At 70.4% G+C, this 14953-nt stretch carries 12 protein-coding genes and 1 pseudogene; 9 read left to right on the top strand and 4 right to left on the bottom strand.

Annotated elements, in window-relative coordinates; all coding sequences use genetic code 11:
• Positions 1 to 20: 20 nt before the first annotated feature.
• The gene (locus OO52_RS34390; RefSeq protein WP_030940531.1) at positions 21 to 686 is read right to left on the bottom strand and encodes a nitroreductase family protein; all 666 of its coding nucleotides are present in this window, start codon (positions 684 to 686) and stop codon (positions 21 to 23) included.
• A gap of 186 nt (positions 687 to 872) precedes the next feature.
• The gene (locus OO52_RS34385) at positions 873 to 1511 is read right to left on the bottom strand and encodes a DsbA family oxidoreductase (protein WP_030940533.1); all 639 of its coding nucleotides are present in this window, start codon (positions 1509 to 1511) and stop codon (positions 873 to 875) included.
• A gap of 479 nt (positions 1512 to 1990) precedes the next feature.
• On the opposite strand from OO52_RS34385, the gene OO52_RS34380 reads away from it, so the two are divergent.
• From OO52_RS34380 to OO52_RS34360, 5 genes are all read left to right on the top strand, one after another.
• Positions 1991 to 2827: an alpha/beta fold hydrolase gene (locus tag OO52_RS34380; RefSeq protein WP_030940534.1), complete on the top strand. Its 837-nt coding sequence runs from the start codon at positions 1991 to 1993 to the stop codon at positions 2825 to 2827.
• Positions 2828 to 2919: 92 nt separating this feature from the next.
• Complete coding sequence (locus OO52_RS34375) at positions 2920 to 3222, top strand: WhiB family transcriptional regulator (RefSeq protein WP_030940536.1); 303 nt, start codon at positions 2920 to 2922, stop codon at positions 3220 to 3222.
• Positions 3223 to 3334: 112 nt separating this feature from the next.
• On the top strand, positions 3335 to 3781 hold the full coding sequence (locus OO52_RS54750) for an STAS domain-containing protein (protein ID WP_030940538.1): 447 nt from the start codon (positions 3335 to 3337) through the stop codon (positions 3779 to 3781).
• 50 nt (positions 3782 to 3831) lie between these two features.
• Complete coding sequence (locus tag OO52_RS34365) at positions 3832 to 4818, top strand: alpha/beta hydrolase (protein WP_078877511.1); 987 nt, start codon at positions 3832 to 3834, stop codon at positions 4816 to 4818.
• Positions 4819 to 5050: 232 nt separating this feature from the next.
• Positions 5051 to 7852, top strand: coding sequence for an ATP-binding protein (locus OO52_RS34360; protein WP_234339971.1), 2802 nt, complete (start codon positions 5051 to 5053; stop codon positions 7850 to 7852).
• 19 nt (positions 7853 to 7871) lie between these two features.
• Here OO52_RS34360 and OO52_RS34355 read toward each other — a convergent pair whose 3' ends face one another.
• The gene (locus tag OO52_RS34355; RefSeq protein WP_051847971.1) at positions 7872 to 8684 is read right to left on the bottom strand and encodes an SDR family NAD(P)-dependent oxidoreductase; all 813 of its coding nucleotides are present in this window, start codon (positions 8682 to 8684) and stop codon (positions 7872 to 7874) included.
• A gap of 656 nt (positions 8685 to 9340) precedes the next feature.
• On the opposite strand from OO52_RS34355, the gene OO52_RS54345 reads away from it, so the two are divergent.
• From OO52_RS54345 to OO52_RS34335, 4 genes and pseudogenes are all read left to right on the top strand, one after another.
• A complete protein-coding gene (locus tag OO52_RS54345) occupies positions 9341 to 10015 on the top strand; it encodes a Fur family transcriptional regulator (RefSeq protein WP_324608308.1) in 675 nt (224 codons plus the stop codon).
• A complete protein-coding gene (locus OO52_RS34345; protein WP_030939118.1) occupies positions 9985 to 11451 on the top strand; it encodes a catalase in 1467 nt (488 codons plus the stop codon). Before OO52_RS54345 ends, OO52_RS34345 begins: the two co-directional genes overlap by 31 nt.
• 240 nt (positions 11452 to 11691) lie before the next feature.
• Complete coding sequence (locus tag OO52_RS34340) at positions 11692 to 12621, top strand: aldo/keto reductase (protein WP_030939117.1); 930 nt, start codon at positions 11692 to 11694, stop codon at positions 12619 to 12621.
• Positions 12622 to 12666: 45 nt separating this feature from the next.
• Positions 12667 to 12804: pseudogene (locus OO52_RS34335) on the top strand (serine protease); the annotation flags it as partial.
• Positions 12805 to 13386: 582 nt separating this feature from the next.
• Here OO52_RS34335 and OO52_RS34330 read toward each other — a convergent pair.
• Positions 13387 to 14391 (bottom strand): aldo/keto reductase family protein, encoded by a 1005-nt coding sequence (locus OO52_RS34330; protein ID WP_030939113.1) that lies wholly within the window; start codon positions 14389 to 14391, stop codon positions 13387 to 13389.
• Positions 14392 to 14953 lie beyond the last annotated feature (562 nt).

The following is a 14953-nucleotide window of genomic DNA, read 5'->3' as shown; positions in this document are numbered from 1 at the left end:
CGCCCGGCCCGTCGGGAAGTTCACTCGGCGGGAGGCGCCCACAAGGGTTCCGGGACGGTCGCGCCGAAGTCGCCGCCCCAGGTGTTGCGGCTGGCCACCTCGTGGACCGGCCGCCGGTTCGCCGCCACGCCCCAGCGGCCAAGCGGGTAGCCGAGCGCGAGCATGACATTCATCCGCCAGCCGTCCTCGGTCGGCACACCGAGCAGCTTGTGCACGGTCTCCTCCTCGTACCGCAGCACTGTCGTGATGACGCCGCCGACGCCTTCCGCCCGGGCGGCGAGCAGAGTGCTCCAGATGGCGGGGTAGATGTTCGCGCCGCCGTGGTCGTCGATCGAGAAGACGAAGAGCAACAGGGGGATGTCGGCGAAGTGCTCGGTGAAGTGGTCACCCGATGCCCTGATCCGCCGCAGCGTGGCGGCGTGCTCCTCAGGGTCGTGGATCGTCTGGGCGAGTGCTCCCCGGGCGATGTCGGCGTACTCCTTCTCCCGGCACCTGCGGTACAGCTCGGCGAACTCGCGCTTGCGGCCGGGGTCGTCCACGACGAGGAAGTGCCAGCGCTGGGCGTTGCCGCCGTTCGGCGCGCGGATGGCTGCGTCGAGGATGCGGCATTGCGTCTCCATCGGGATGGGGTCCTTGCGCATGCGCCGCATCATTCTGGTGGTGTACAGAGCCTCGTACACGTCCATGCGGTCCTCCTGAGGGAGCCGGGCGGAGATCGCGCAACGCCGACGGGCGGCCGACACTCCGAGAACAGTCCGGTCTGATCGATTGACGCGCTTCGGTCACCGGCCGTGGTGACCGGGCCACCGCGGGGGCCGAACAGAGAAGCAATGGCTGCGGCGGTACCGGCCTGTGCTGCTGTGGGCCGCCGTTCAACCGCTCGTGCTGCCGGCTACCTGCCCGAGTACCTCGTCCGCGAGGCGTTCGAACTCCGACACTGGCCGGAGGCCGGAGACCAGGCGTCCAGCGATGAGCCAACTGGGAGTCGCATGGACGCCGGCCCCTCTGCCCAGCGCCTCCGCCCGCGCGAGGGCCGATCGGGCGCTGCCGTCCGCGAGGGCTGCACGCAGGGCTTGCACGTCGACGCCCGATGCCTCGGCGTGGCGGTCGACCACCCGGGGGTCACCGATGTCCTCCCCCAGAGCGAAGTGCGCGGCGAACAGTTGCTTGATGAAGCCGGTCGCCGCGTCCGGCTGGTGCAGCCGTACCCACTCCACAGCGGACAGTGCCGTCCGGGTGCCGGGAAGCCGGGAGGGCCAGACCAGCGGCAGCCCGGCCCGGGCGGCCTCCTCTTCGAGCATCTCGTACATCGGCCCGTTGCGCGGGCCCGCCTCGATCCCGCCGGGCGGGATCTCGGGATGGATCTGGAACGGGAGGTGCACGACTTCCAGACCGCGTCGTTCGAGGACCTCGTTCCTCGGCTGGGCGACGTAGCAGAACGGACAGAGGAGGTCGAACCAGTGCGGAACCGCGTTCCGTGCCGCCGTGGGTTCGTGGTCGTAGTCCCGCATGACAGCGCGCCTCTCAGAGCATTCCGGCCGGACTTCCGCACCTCGCGGGGTTAATTGTGTTACAGCCCTTAACTGTAACTCGACGAGGAAGGCCAGGCAACCGTCAACCCTCGCGCACTTCCACGGGGAGCGAAACCGGAAGCCGAGGTGGCTGCCGGTGTCGTTCCGGCGGCCCACCGGGGCTGGTGCGGCGGGGAGTCACCGCGTTGGAGTGCCGTACGACGGACCTGCCGTGCGCAGCCGTGTGAGAAACGCTCATGTGCGGGAAGGGGTAGGCGGCTGAGGGGGGGGTCCTGCCCGGTGCGACAGGCCTCTTGTCACGCGCTCGGTGGGCCGCCACGACCTACCTAGGAATCGGATCTAGGTCATTGCGCGGATGCGTGCCCGGGCCGGTCGCACGAACCTTGGACAGGCGAACGGCCCTGACGCCGGCGCCGGTTCCACGAACTTCCGTGTTGCCATCGAGAAGAGGTAACTACATGCCGTACATCGCCGTGGGGGAAGAGAACTCCACCTCCATCGATCTCTACTACGAGGACCACGGTGAGGGGCAGCCCGTCGTCCTCATCCATGGTTTCCCGCTGGACGGGCACTCGTGGGAGAAGCAGACGGCCGCGCTGCTGGAGGCCGGATACCGCGTCATCACCTACGACCGGCGCGGTTTCGGCCAGTCCAGCCAGCCCACCACCGGCTACGACTACGACACCTTCGCCGCCGACCTCGACACCGTCCTGGAAACCCTGGACCTCAACGACGTCGTGCTGGTCGGGTTCTCCATGGGCACCGGCGAAGTCGCCCGCTACATCAGCCGCTACGGCTCCGCCCGCGTCGCCAAGGCCGCCTTCCTCGCCTCCCTCGAGCCCTGCCTGCTGAAGACGGACGACAACCCCACCGGCGCGGCGCCACGCGAGTTCTTCGAGGACATCGTCGCCTCGGTCAAAGCGGACCGGTACGCCTACTACACCGAGTTCTACCGGGACTTCTACAACCTGGACGAGAACCTCGGCACCCGCATCAGCGAGGAGGCGCTGCGCAACAGCTGGAACGTGGCCGCCGGCGGCGGTTTCCACGCGGCCGCGGCCGCGCCGCTGACGTGGTTCACCGACTTCCGCGAGGACATCGCCGCCGTCGACGTGCCCGCGCTCATCGTGCACGGCACCGCCGACAACATCCTGCCCATCGACGCCACCGGCCGGCCCTTCCACCAGGCCCTGCCCAGCGCTGAGTACGTCGAGATCGAGGGCGCCCCCCACGGACTGCTGTGGACGCACGCCGACGAGGTCAACCAGGCCCTTCTCACCTTCCTCGCCAAGTAGGAGGGCCGCCGGCCCGCGCCGCGCCGCACCGGCTCGATGCGGCGCGGCGACGAGACGTGGAGCCCGGCCGGAACGGGAGCAGAGAGGCAGACATGGAGGCACGGACGCGCCTGCGGCCCATGGCCGAGGTGTGGGACTGGCAGCGGCACGCGGCCTGCCGCGGCCTGGACAGCGAGGTGTTCTACGCGCCACTGGGGGTCCGTGGGGAGGCCAGGCGACGCCGCGACCAGCTGGCCCGGGCGGTGTGTGACGGCTGCCCCGTTCGAGCCGTGTGCGCGGACTTCGCCCTGCGTCACGGAGAACGGCACGGGGTGTGGGGCGGGATGAGCGAGCAGGAACGACGCGCCCTGCTGGACGCCGCGCCCCGGCTGCATCGCACGGACCGCACCGCCTGAGGCAGCGGCCTGGCGAGCCCGGGGGCGAGGCCCGCGCCCCGACCGCGCATGCCGCGTACGGGGGCGGGCGCGGCGGGGTGGCGTTGCCCCGCCGCCGGCCCGGACGAGAACCGTGTTCCAGTCGCACCGCCCGCTCGTCGTCGAGGTACCCGGCGAGATCGATCTCCTGCCGGCCCCACCGCTCGAAGGGAGTCTGCGACGGCACATCGCACGGGGGTGGCCACTGGACGTCGGCCTGGACGGCGTGACGTTCATGGAAGCGCGCGTCATCAGCGTCCTGTTGCGCCTCGACACCGGTGTGAGCGGACGGCACGGACGCTTGCGGGTTCGCCGCGCGGATCCGGCGCGGGGGAGGCTTTTCTCCCTTACGCGCACGGACCGCCGGCTCGACCTCCTCCCCCGCCCGGCGGGCCACCGGCGAGAGCCCGGAAGCGGGTCCGGGGCCGGCACCGCGTGGTCGACTGACGGAACATCGAGGGCCGATGAGTCCCAGTACCGGGGCCGGCCGGTCCCGGACCCGGCGCAAGGGGGGGTGCGTAGGGTCGTCGTCGTGTCGTGAGGAGCGGGACGCCACCGTCGGTCGGCCGGCCCGCACGAACAGGAGCAGTCATGAACGAGATCGCCGGACCGGGCACGACACCTGCCAGGCCCCCTGCCGGAGTGGAGATGTCCGTCGAGGACTACACCGCGTCGACCGAGGAGGCGCTGACGGTGCTGGCCGCCCACGGGCAGCACGGACAGCGCCCCGCCGATGTGCGGCAGGCGCGGGCCGACACCGCGCTGGCGGCCCTGTTCGGGCCCGCCCCGCCCACCGCCTCGGTGACGTCCGCCGTCGTCCCCGGTCCTGCCGGACCGTTGACGCTGACGGTGTACCGGCCCGTCGAGGACCGGCCCACCGGAACCCATGGGCCGCGCCCGGGGCTGGTGTACTTCCACGGCGGAGGCTTCGTGCAGGGCGGACCGGACAGCCACAGCGGGTTCCTCCGTGCGCTGGCCGGGGCGACCCGGCACGTGATCGTCAGTGTCGACTACCGGCTGGCGCCCGAGAACCCGTTCCCCGCCGCGGTGCTCGACGCGGGGGCCACTACCCGTCATGTCGCCGCGCACGCCGGGGACCTCGGCATCCATCCGGCACGGTTGGCGGTGGGCGGGGACAGCGCCGGTGCCACGCTGGCCGCGGCGGTCGCGCAGCAGTGCCGCGCGTGGGGCGGTCCGGAGCTGGTCCACCAAGTCCTGATCACGCCGCTGACGCTGTACCCGCCGCAGGCCGACACCGTCAGCCGGCGGGAGCTGGGCCAGGGGTACTTCCTCACCACCGAGCTGCTCGACTGGTACGCCGAGTGCTATGTGCCGGACGCCGCCGACCGCACCGACCCGCGCGCGGCACCGGCGCTGGCGTCGGATCTCAGCGGCCTTCCGGCCGCCACCGTGATCACAGCGGGCCTCGACCGCTGCGGGACGAGGGCGAACAGTACGCCCAGGCGCTGCACGCCGCCGGAGTCGATGTCCGGGTGCGCCGCCAGCGGGGCGCGTTCCATCTGCTCTGGCTGGCCACCAAGGTCGCTCCGGCCGTCCAGGCCGAGGTCATCGATGTGATCAGGGAGCGCCTCGGCGCGGCCTGAGGCACTCCCCGGCCGCATCCGGGATCCGCAGGGTGGTTGCAGGCCGCTCGGCCTTCGGTCGGCTTCGATCGGCGCCGCCTCTCATTCAGCGAGAAGTTTCTTTTAACGCTCAACTAAAGGTGTTAGTGTCTCGCCGACCGATCGGGCGGCGGACGTTCCCGGCCCGATCGCATGACGCGCGCCTCGGCCGAATGGAGCGATGCCTGGTGAGCTTGGCCGACCCACTGCGAGACGGCGCCGACGCACTGGTGGGGCGCGATCAGGACCTCGCCCGCATCGCGGCCTTCCTCACCAGCCCGCACACCGGGCGGGCCCTGCTGCTGTCCGGTGATCCCGGTGTGGGCAAGACCATGGTCCTGCACGCCGCGGCGCAGGCAGCCTCGGACAACGGAACACGCGTGCTGCGCGCCGCCGGCGTCCAGTTCGAGGCGGACGTGAGCTACTCCGGCCTGAACCAGGCCCTGCTTCCCCTGCGTGAGGGACTGGACCGACTCAGCTCCACCCACCGCGACGCCATCCAGGTCGCACTGGGTTTCGGAGCGGGCTCACCCCCGGAGCGGCTGCTCGTCTCCAACGCCGCACTGACCCTGCTGCAGGAGGCGGCCACGGAGAGCCCGGTGCTGCTCGTCGTCGACGACCTGCCCTGGATCGACCGGGCGAGCGCCGCCGTCTTCGGCTTCATCGCCCGGCGCCTGTCCGGCAGCCGCGTCAGCTTCTTGTCCGCCTCGCGTACCGGGGCCGACGGCTTCTTCGAGAGCGGCGGCCTGCCGACCTACGAGCTGCCGCCCCTCGACCCCGAAGCGGCCACCCGCCTGGTGGACCTGCGCTTCCCCCGGCTCGCCCGTCAGGTACGCCGGCGCCTCCTGGACACCGCGCAGGGCAATCCGCTGGCCCTGCTGGAGCTGCCCGGCACGCTGCGGACCAGCCAGCGCACGGCACTCGAGGCCCTGCCCGCGGTCCTGCCGCTCAGCGGACGCCTGCAATCCCTGTTCGTCTCCCGCATCCGGGACCTGCCGACCGCGACCCGCCACCTGCTGCTCCTGGCCACCCTCGACGGCAGCGGCGACCTGGGCGTCCTGCACGCGGCGGGGCGGGAGATGGACGGCGACACCGGTCTGGAGGACCTCGCCCCCGCCGAGCAGGACCAGCTCGTACGCCTGGACGAGCGCACCCGCCGGCTGGTGTTCCGCCACCCGTTGATCAGCTCGGCCGTGGTCGAGGCGTGCGCCAGCAACCTGCGCCGCGCCGCCCACCGCGCGCTCGCCCAGGTACTGACCAACGATCCGGAACGCCAGGCCTGGCATCTCGGGGAGGCGACCCTCGAACCCGACGAGCAGGTCGCTCTCCAGCTGGAAGAGGCCGCCCACCGCATCCTGAGCCGCGGGGACGCCGTGGCCGCCATCGCGCGGCTCACCCGAGCGGCGGACCTCAGCCCGGCCGGCCGGGACCGCGCCCGCCGTCTGGCGGAGGCCGCGTACATCGGCACCGACGCGACCGGCGCGTTGCACAGCGCCTCGGAGATGCTGGAGGACGCGCGCCGCGCCGACCCGCGGCACGCCAGATCGCTGCACTCGGTCGCCGCCGCGGTGCAGCTCCTGCTGAACCGGGACGGCGACGTGGCCACCGCCCACCGGCTGCTGGTCGGCGCTATCGAGGAGGGCACGCACCGTTACGACGCGAACGACGTCGCGCTCACCGACGCCCTCCACCTGTTGCTGCTGGTGTGCTTCTTCGGTGGCCGGGCGGAGCTGTGGCCGCCTTTCCGCACGGCGCTCTCGCGGATGCGCCCGGAGGCCCCGCCCCTGCTCTCCGTCGCCTACCAGACCTTCGCCGACCCGGCGCGCACCGGGGCGGGGGCGGTGGAGCAGCTCGGCCAGATCCTCGACACCGTCATGGAGGAGACGGACCCCGCACGCATCGTGCGGATCGGCACCGCGTCGATCTACCCGGACCGGCTCTCCGCCCTGCGCGAGCCGTCGTGGCACGTGGTGCGCCAGGGACGGGACGGCGGGCCGATGCGCAGGCATCTGGGTGGCCTGATGCACCTGTGCCTCGACGGCTACCACACGGGCCGCTGGGACGAGGTCGCCGAACTCACCGAGGAGGGCGTGGAGTTGTGCGAGACCTCCGGCTACGCCTTCTTCGCCTGGTACTTCCACTACAACAAGGCGATGGTGGCCGCGTCCCGCGGTGACTCCAGCACCGCGCAGGCACTCGCCGACCGGATAATGGACTGGGCGACCCCGCGGGGGGTGCGTTCGGCCGTCCACTACGCCCATCACGTCCACGCCGTGGCGAGCATTGCGGAGGGCGACTTCGAGGAGGCGTACCGGCATGCGACCGCGGTGTCCCCCGCGGGCAGCCTGGCGCCGTACGCGCCGCACGCACTGTGGCTCGCCTTCGACCTGGTGGAGTCCGCGGTGCGCACCAACCGCCGGGTGGAGGCCGCCCTTCATGTGCGTGCGCTGCGGGAGGCGCGCCTGGACGTGTTCTCGCCCCGGCTCGCCCTGCTGACCGGTGGCTGTGCCGCCCTCGCCACGGAGGACGAGGAGGAGGCGGCAAGGCTGTTCGAGGAGACACTGGGCAGGCCGGACGTGGACCGCTGGCCGTTCGACCTTGCACGGGTGCGTCTGGCCCAGGGTGAGCGGCTGCGCCGTGCCCGCGCCGCGACGGACTCCAAGGGACCCCTCGTCGACGCGTTGCGGACCTTCCAGCAGCTGGGTTCCCGGACGTGGGCGGAGCGGGCCGCGAAGGAACTGCGTGCCGCGGGCTGGAGCGTGCCGAACACCAGCGACCGCACCGGGCAGGAACTCACACCGCAGGAACGGGAGATCGCTCAGCTCGCCGCGGCGGGCCTGACGAACAAGCAGATCGCCGAGCGGCTCTTCATCTCGCACCGCACCGTCGGCGCCCACCTCTACCAGATCTATCCCAAACTCGGCATCACCTCCCGTGCAGCGCTCAGGGACGCGCTGACGGCCCGGGACAGGGAGGCGTCGGCCACCTGACTCGGTGAGCGGTCCCCCGTCACCCGCCATCGGCCGCAGCACCTTCCGGTGCGCCGGGGTCCCCCACCGCGACGCGCACCGGCCGGGTGCCCCGTGGAGCCGCCACGAGGTGGGCCACGGCCGCCGCGAGTTCCTCCACGGCGGGTGCCGAAGAGGCGGGGTGCCCGCCGGCGCGCTCCGGCGTGCCGGCGGGCACCGGGTAGAACGCGGCGGTGTCGGCGTCCGCGGCACGGACAGGCTCCGCCGCGCCGCTGAACTCCGCCGGTGTCCCGCCGAGGGTGACGATGGTGACGTCGATGCCGAAGGGAGCCAGCTCGGCGGCGTAGGCCTCGGCGAGCTGCCCCAGTGCGGCACGCAGCGCGTGCCCGGGCGCCAGGAAGGGCGCCGGGCCCGGCCGCGTGGGCGGATCTGTCCAGATCAGCAGCCCGTCGCCGCGCTCGCGCATGCGGGGCAGTACGGCCCGGTTGATCCGCTGCGCGGACAGTACGCAGGCGTCGTAGAGCTGACCGAGTTGGTAGGGCGTGAAGGACTCTGTGGGGCCGAGCGTGATCGGCGCCCCCGAGTGGACGACCACGTCGACCGGCCCGGCCTCGGCCTCGATGCGGCGCACGGCGGCGGTGACCGAACGCTGGTCGATCGCCTCGTACGCCACGGTCCGCAGACCGCGGGTGTCCACGCCGATGACCGTGTCGGGGCCGCCCGGGACCCGGTCGTTCGCGTCCGCGACCTGCCGGTGGCCCACGTACACGGTGTGGTCCGCATCGGCCAGCGCGCGGGCGACGGCGGCGCCGAGGGGGTCGGTCGACGCGGTCACGAAGATGGTCTTGGTCATCGGTTTCCCATGTACGAATCGCGCGTGGTCGGCACGCTGTACCTGCCCGTCAAAGCGGCGCGCCGGGTGCAGTGTGCGGCTTTCCTGGCCCCATGGCAGCAGAGGGACGCGGGAGGGGCATCGGTGAAATGACTGTGCTCCGTAGCGGACGGCCCTCTAGGTACCGGTGCCGTCGGAGCCCACGGTCGGATGACGGATGGTGGGGCCGGCCGCCGGGGGCCACGATGACGTGAGGTCGTCGTTCCGGCGTGGCGGCGCTCGCACGGTCGTGCGGCGTGCCCTTCAGGCGGCCTCTCCTCCCGGCCGCGCCTGCTGCACAAGCGGCCTTCTCGTTCTACTGCGTGCGCGGCGACCAGATCCTGTGCCCGAGCAAGCGGATCACCGGTGTCGTCACCGACGGCGGCTACGCCGAGTACGCGGTGCTCAAGGCCGGCGCGACCACACAGCGGGACCAGTCGAGCTTCCTGGCCGCGTTCAATGCAGGAACTGCTGCGCCGAGCCGTTTCCCGCTCGGCCGAGCGGCTGGCGGGTGGGTGCGAGACCTTGGCGGACAACACCACGCGTGTCCGAATCTGTGGGCTAGCCGTCCGTAGAAGCGGTGGGCGCAAGGCCGGAACCACCCCAACACTTGAACAAGTCAAGTTGGCAAGACACGGATGGTCGTCGGCGTTCCACGAGCACCTCGGCAGGTCCGTCCTCGTCGAGACGATCGAGAGCACCGCCCGGTCGGCATGACCGCAGACCGTCGGCTCGCGAGCGCCCGAGCGCGCCGGAGCCACGGTTCGGCCCACCCTGGCGGACCGGCTACGGAAGCAGTGAGGTGGTGTTGGATGGCCGGCACAGACCCAGCGGCACGACTGCGGGACGCATCCCTTCGCGTCACCGCGCAGCGCACCGCCGTGCTCCAGGTACTGGAGCAGCACCCGCACTCCGACGCCGGGTTCGTCGCTCGATCGGTACGAAAGGGGATCGGGACGGTGTCGCTCCAGGCCGTCTATGACGTGCTGGCGGCACTGAGCGAGGTCGGCATCGTGCGCAAGTTCCAGCCGGCCGGTTCACCCGCTCTCTTCGAGCTGCGCACCGGTGACAACCACCACCATGTCGTGTGCCGCACGTGTGGTGCCGTCGCCGACACCGACTGCGCCGTTGGAGGACAGCCCTGCCTGACACCGACGGCCACTGACGGCTTCGTCGTACAGGAAGCCGAAGTGGTCTTCTGGGGCGTGTGCCTTTCCTGCGCCGACTCCGTCGAGCCACAACGCGACCCGAACACGCCGCCCACCACCGTCAAGGAGCCGAAATGGCCTTCGAGGAAAACACCGAACCGCTGACCACGGCGGCGGGAGCACCCGTCACGGACAACCAGAACAGCATGAGCGCCGGCGCCCGTGGCCCGCTGCTGCTACAGGACCTGTGGCTTATCGAGAAGCTCGCCCACTTCGACCGCGAGGTCATCCCCGAGCGGCGCATGCACGCGAAGGGGTCCGGAGCGTTCGGCACGTTCCGGGTCACGCACGACATCTCTCACTACACCAAGGCGGCCATCTTCAGCAAGGTCGGCAACGAATGCTCGATGTTCGCCCGGTTCTCCACCGTCGCCGGCGAGCGGGGTGCCGCCGACGCGGAGCGCGACATCCGCGGTTTCGCGGTGCGCTTCTACACGGAGGAAGGCAACTGGGACGTGGTCGGCAACAACACACCGGTCTTCTTCCACCGCGACCCCCTCAAGTTCCCCGACCTCAACCGCGCGGTCAAGCGGGACCCTCGCACCAACCTCCGCGACCCCGAGAACAACTGGGGATTCTGGACCAACCTCCCCGAGGCGCTGCACCAGGTCACCATCGTCATGAGTGACCGTGGGATCCCCAAGTCCTACCGCCACATGCACGGCTTCGGCTCGCACACCTTCAGCCTGATCAACGCCGCCGGTGAACGACACTGGGTCAAGTTCCACTTCCGTACCCAGCAGGGCATCGAGAACCTGACGGACGAGGAGGCGGCGCACGTCATCGCCCAGGACCGCGAATCGCACCAGCGCGACCTGTACGAGGCCATCGAACGCGGCGATTTCCCGAAGTGGACCCTCTTCGTACAGGTCATGCCCGAGGCCGACGCGGCGACCTACCGATTCCACCCCTTCGACCTCACCAAGGTCTGGAGCAAGAAGGACTACCCGCTCATCGAGGTCGGGGAGTTCGAGCTCAACCGCAACCCGGACAACTACTTCGCCGACGTCGAGCAGGCCGCCTTCACTCCGGCCAACCTCGTCCCCGGCATCTCCTACAGCCCGGACAAGATGCTGCAGGGCCGGCTGTTCTCCTACGGCGACGCCGCACGCTACCGGCTCGGCGTCAACCACCACCAGATCCCGGTCAACTATCCGCGCGGTGCCAGACTGGTCAACACGTACCACCGCGACGGAACGATGCGCGTCGACGGCAACCAAGGCAGCGTCCCGGGCGTCGAGCCCAACAACTTCGGCCGGTGGGCCGAGCAGCCGGGTTACGCCGACCCCGCCCTGGCCATCGGCTCGACAGCTGATCGCTTCGATTTCCGCGAGGACGACGACGACTACTTCACCCAGCCCGGTGACCTGTTCCGACTGATGACCGCGGAAGAGCAGCAGGCTCTGTTCGACAACACCGCACGCGCCATCAAGGGCGCGCGAAGGGCGACGGTGTTGCTGCACATCGAGAACTGCACCAAGGCGGATCCCGCCTACGGCGAAGGTGTACGGAAGGCCTGCGAGGCCTTCGGCGCGCTCTGAGTCGTCACCGGACCGACACCTGTCCCGGCCTGCCCCTTGGCGACCACGAGGGGCAGGCCGAAGGCGTCCGTGCGAGGCAGGTTTCGGTCGCGGAACCGGTCCCGGCAGACGTCGTGGGCGTGGCCGCGACCGGCGCGCCCAAGGGCACGGTACTCACCACCGAGTCGGTGGAAGGGATCGGGTCCACGACCTCCTACGGGTCACTGGCGCTTCCTCAGCACGAACAGACAGGATGGCTCCATGAAGATGATCTCCTTTCCCCAGGCCCGGATACAGGCATCGAACGTCGTCCTGGGGCTGATGCGTATCGCCAACCTCTCGGACGACGACATCCGCGCTCTCTACGGCAGCGCCCGGGACGCCGGGATCAACGCCTTCGACCACGCGGACATCTACGGCCCCACCCGCCACGCGTGCGAAGTGAGGTTCGGACAGGCTGTCAAACTCTCCGCCGCGGAGCGGGAGTCGATCGTCATCCAGAGCAAGGTCGGCATCAGGCCCGGCTTCTTCGACTTCTCCAAAGAGCACATCGTGCGTACCGTCAACGAGTCGCTGGCGGCCCTGCGCACCGAGTACCTCGACGTGCTCCTGCTCCACCGTCCCGACACCCTCGTGGAGCCGGAGGAAGTGGCAGCAGCCTTCGACGAACTCCACTCGGCAGGGAAAGTCGCGAACTTCGGCGTGTCCAACCACACGCCGGGACAGATCGAACTGCTCAAGACGGCGGTGCGCCAGCCGCTCGTGGCCAACCAGGTGCAGCTGAGCATCACCCACTGCCCGATGATCGCCTCCGGAATCGCCGCCAACATGGCGGGTCTCGGCCAGTCGGTCGACCGCGACAACGGCCTGCTCGACTACTCGCGCCTCCGGGGAATGACCCTCCAGGCGTGGTCGCCGTTCCAGAAGGGGTTCTTCGACGGGGTCTTCATCGGCGACCTCGAGAACTACGCGGAACTGAACGCCGTTCTCGACGAGTTGGCCGCGAAGTACGAGGTGACTCCGACCGGGATCGCCGTCGCGTGGATCACTCGCCATCCGGCGAACATGCAGGTGGTGCTCGGGACGACCAACCCGGGTCGGGTGGCCGAGTCAGCTGCGGGCTCGGAGCTCCCGTTGACCCGCGAGGAGTGGTATCGCCTCTTCCGCGCGGCCGGCCACATCGTGCCCTAGGGTGTGCGGCGAAGTGGATCCTGGGGTGTCAGGATCCACTGGCACGGCGACTCCGGCTGCCCGCTCCACGACGGAAACAAGGCCTCGGCCTCCGGCGGTAGCGGTGACTGCACCTCGGGCGGTACCACGTTCTTCCAGCCGGTCACCGAGGCGCTGAGCGTCTACGGGGTCAGCCTGCTCTGAGCCAGTGCACAGGAGCACCACGCCTGCCTGCTGTTCCGGGCGTGGTTGAGCTGGTGGACTCCTGACGCGGTTGCCGACCGGCGGCGGCACCCCCGTGCACCGCACTGGGCGCCGCCGCCTCGGACGCGCCCGTGCGCCGGTGACGCGCAGGCCGAGGCGAGGCTCGCCATGCCGCCAGAACCACGCGAGCACGATGACGAGGATGCCGGGCGGGGCGGTAAAGGGCACTGCCCGACTTCGACGAACGCCGCCCTGAGCGACGTCCACGGCGCCGGCCACGCCGGCCGTTCCGGGTGCGCGACGACCGGGCCGGCCGGGAGCCGACGGCTGAGTTCCACGGCTGGGACCGCCTGCTCCTCATCTCCGCCGAAGGTATCGGCGGGCCGCGCCGGCCCGCCCTGCCCGCCCTGCCCTCCCAGGGACATGCCCGGGTGGGCCGGGCCTCACGCCCCGGGCATCGGCAAGCGCTCACGCACGGCGCCGAGCCGGTCCAGTGTGTGTCCTCCAGGCGTGACCGTCAGCGATGCTTCGGGGGAACACCTGCCAGGACGGTCCTCCGATCGCTCGCGAGGCCGTGTCGGCTCAAGGGCGGCGTTCCGGCACATTGTCGTGGACCCGCTTGGGGTCGGTGACCGCCACCGGCTTCAGCACCTCCTCGACACGGGCCATGAGGTCGGCCTCCAGCACGACACCGGACGCCTTGGCGTTCTCCACGACCTGCTCCGGCCGTGAGGCACCGATGATGGCCGCCGAGACGTTGGGGTTCTGCAGCACCCACGCGACGGCCAGTTGGGCGAGGGACAGCCCGGCCTCGGCGGCCAGCGGCTTCAGCTGCTGCACGGCCTCGAGCACCTCGTCGCGCATCCACCGCGCGATCATGTCGGCCCCGCCCTTGTCATCCGTGGCCCGCGAGCCCACCGGGGGCCGAGCGCCGGGCTGGTACTTGCCCGTCAGCACTCCCTGCGAGATCGGCGAGTAGACCACCTGACCCATGCCGAGTTCCTCGCAAGCGGGCACGACCTCCGCCTCGATGACCCGCCACAAGGCGTTGTACATGGGCTGGTTGGACACCAGGGGGATGCGCAGCTCCCGCGCCAGCGCGTGAGCGCGCCGGATCTGCTCCGCGGGCCACTCGGAGACACCTATGTAGTGGGCCTTGCCGGAGTGCACGATGTCGGCGAACGCCTCCATCGTCTCCTCCAGCGGGGTGGCCACGTCGTACCGGTGCGCCTGGTACAGATCCACGTAGTCGGTCTGCAGCCGGCGCAGCGATCCCTCGATCGACTCCATGAGGTGCTTGCGTGACAGGCCCCGGTCGTTGCGCCCCGGACCGGTCGGCCAGTACGCCTTCGTGAAGATCTCAAGCCCTTCGCGGCGCTCGCCCTTCAGCGCCTCCCCCAGGACCGATTCGGCGCGTGTCGCCGCATAGACGTCGGCTGTGTCGAAGGTGGTGATGCCCACCTCCAGCGCCGCATGCACGCAAGCGGTGGCCGCGTCCGCCTCCACCTGCGAGCCGTGGGTGAGCCAGTTGCCGTAGGCGATCTCGCTGATGACCAGGCCACTGCGGCCGAGGTGACGGTACTCCATGAGAGCAATCCTTCGGTGGTACGTGTGCACCGTCGGCGCAGCCGGGTGCAGGAGGACTTGGCAGGTGTTCGTCGGGCCACTGCAGGCGCGTCAGAAGGAGGGGCCGCACTGTCAGGTGGTCGGGCGACGGTTCAGCTCCGACCTGCTCGACGACCTCGGCCTGGCGGCGGCCGGTGAACTGAACGACGCGTTGCACGGGTGGCTCCGGGAGGGTGCGGATGGGCGGTTGTGTCGACAATAACCCCAACTTATGTCTTGTCAACAAGCAAAACCTGGGTTGAGATGTAGCACACCAGCCGTAAATCGCAACGGGCACTCACGTATGTGCACCATGACCCGGCGGTCGGGGATGACCAGGTCCCGCGTCACGGGCATCCTGGAACTCGGGCTGCTCACGCGCTGTTTCAAGCACGGGCCCAGCAGGCAGGACACGTGTGCCCGTACTGCACGGCCGTGTTGGCCATTACCTCTCCGGACGGCGCTCACAGGTTCGCCGCGACTGCACTTGCCATCAGGCGTTGCAAATAATGCATCTCCACGTTGCGTTCACCACATCACGGCT

The sequence above is a fragment of the Streptomyces flaveolus genome (assembly GCF_000716535.1).
GTDB classification, from domain to species: domain Bacteria; phylum Actinomycetota; class Actinomycetes; order Streptomycetales; family Streptomycetaceae; genus Streptomyces; species Streptomyces flaveolus_A.
This window is presented reverse-complemented; position numbering and strand designations above follow the sequence as displayed.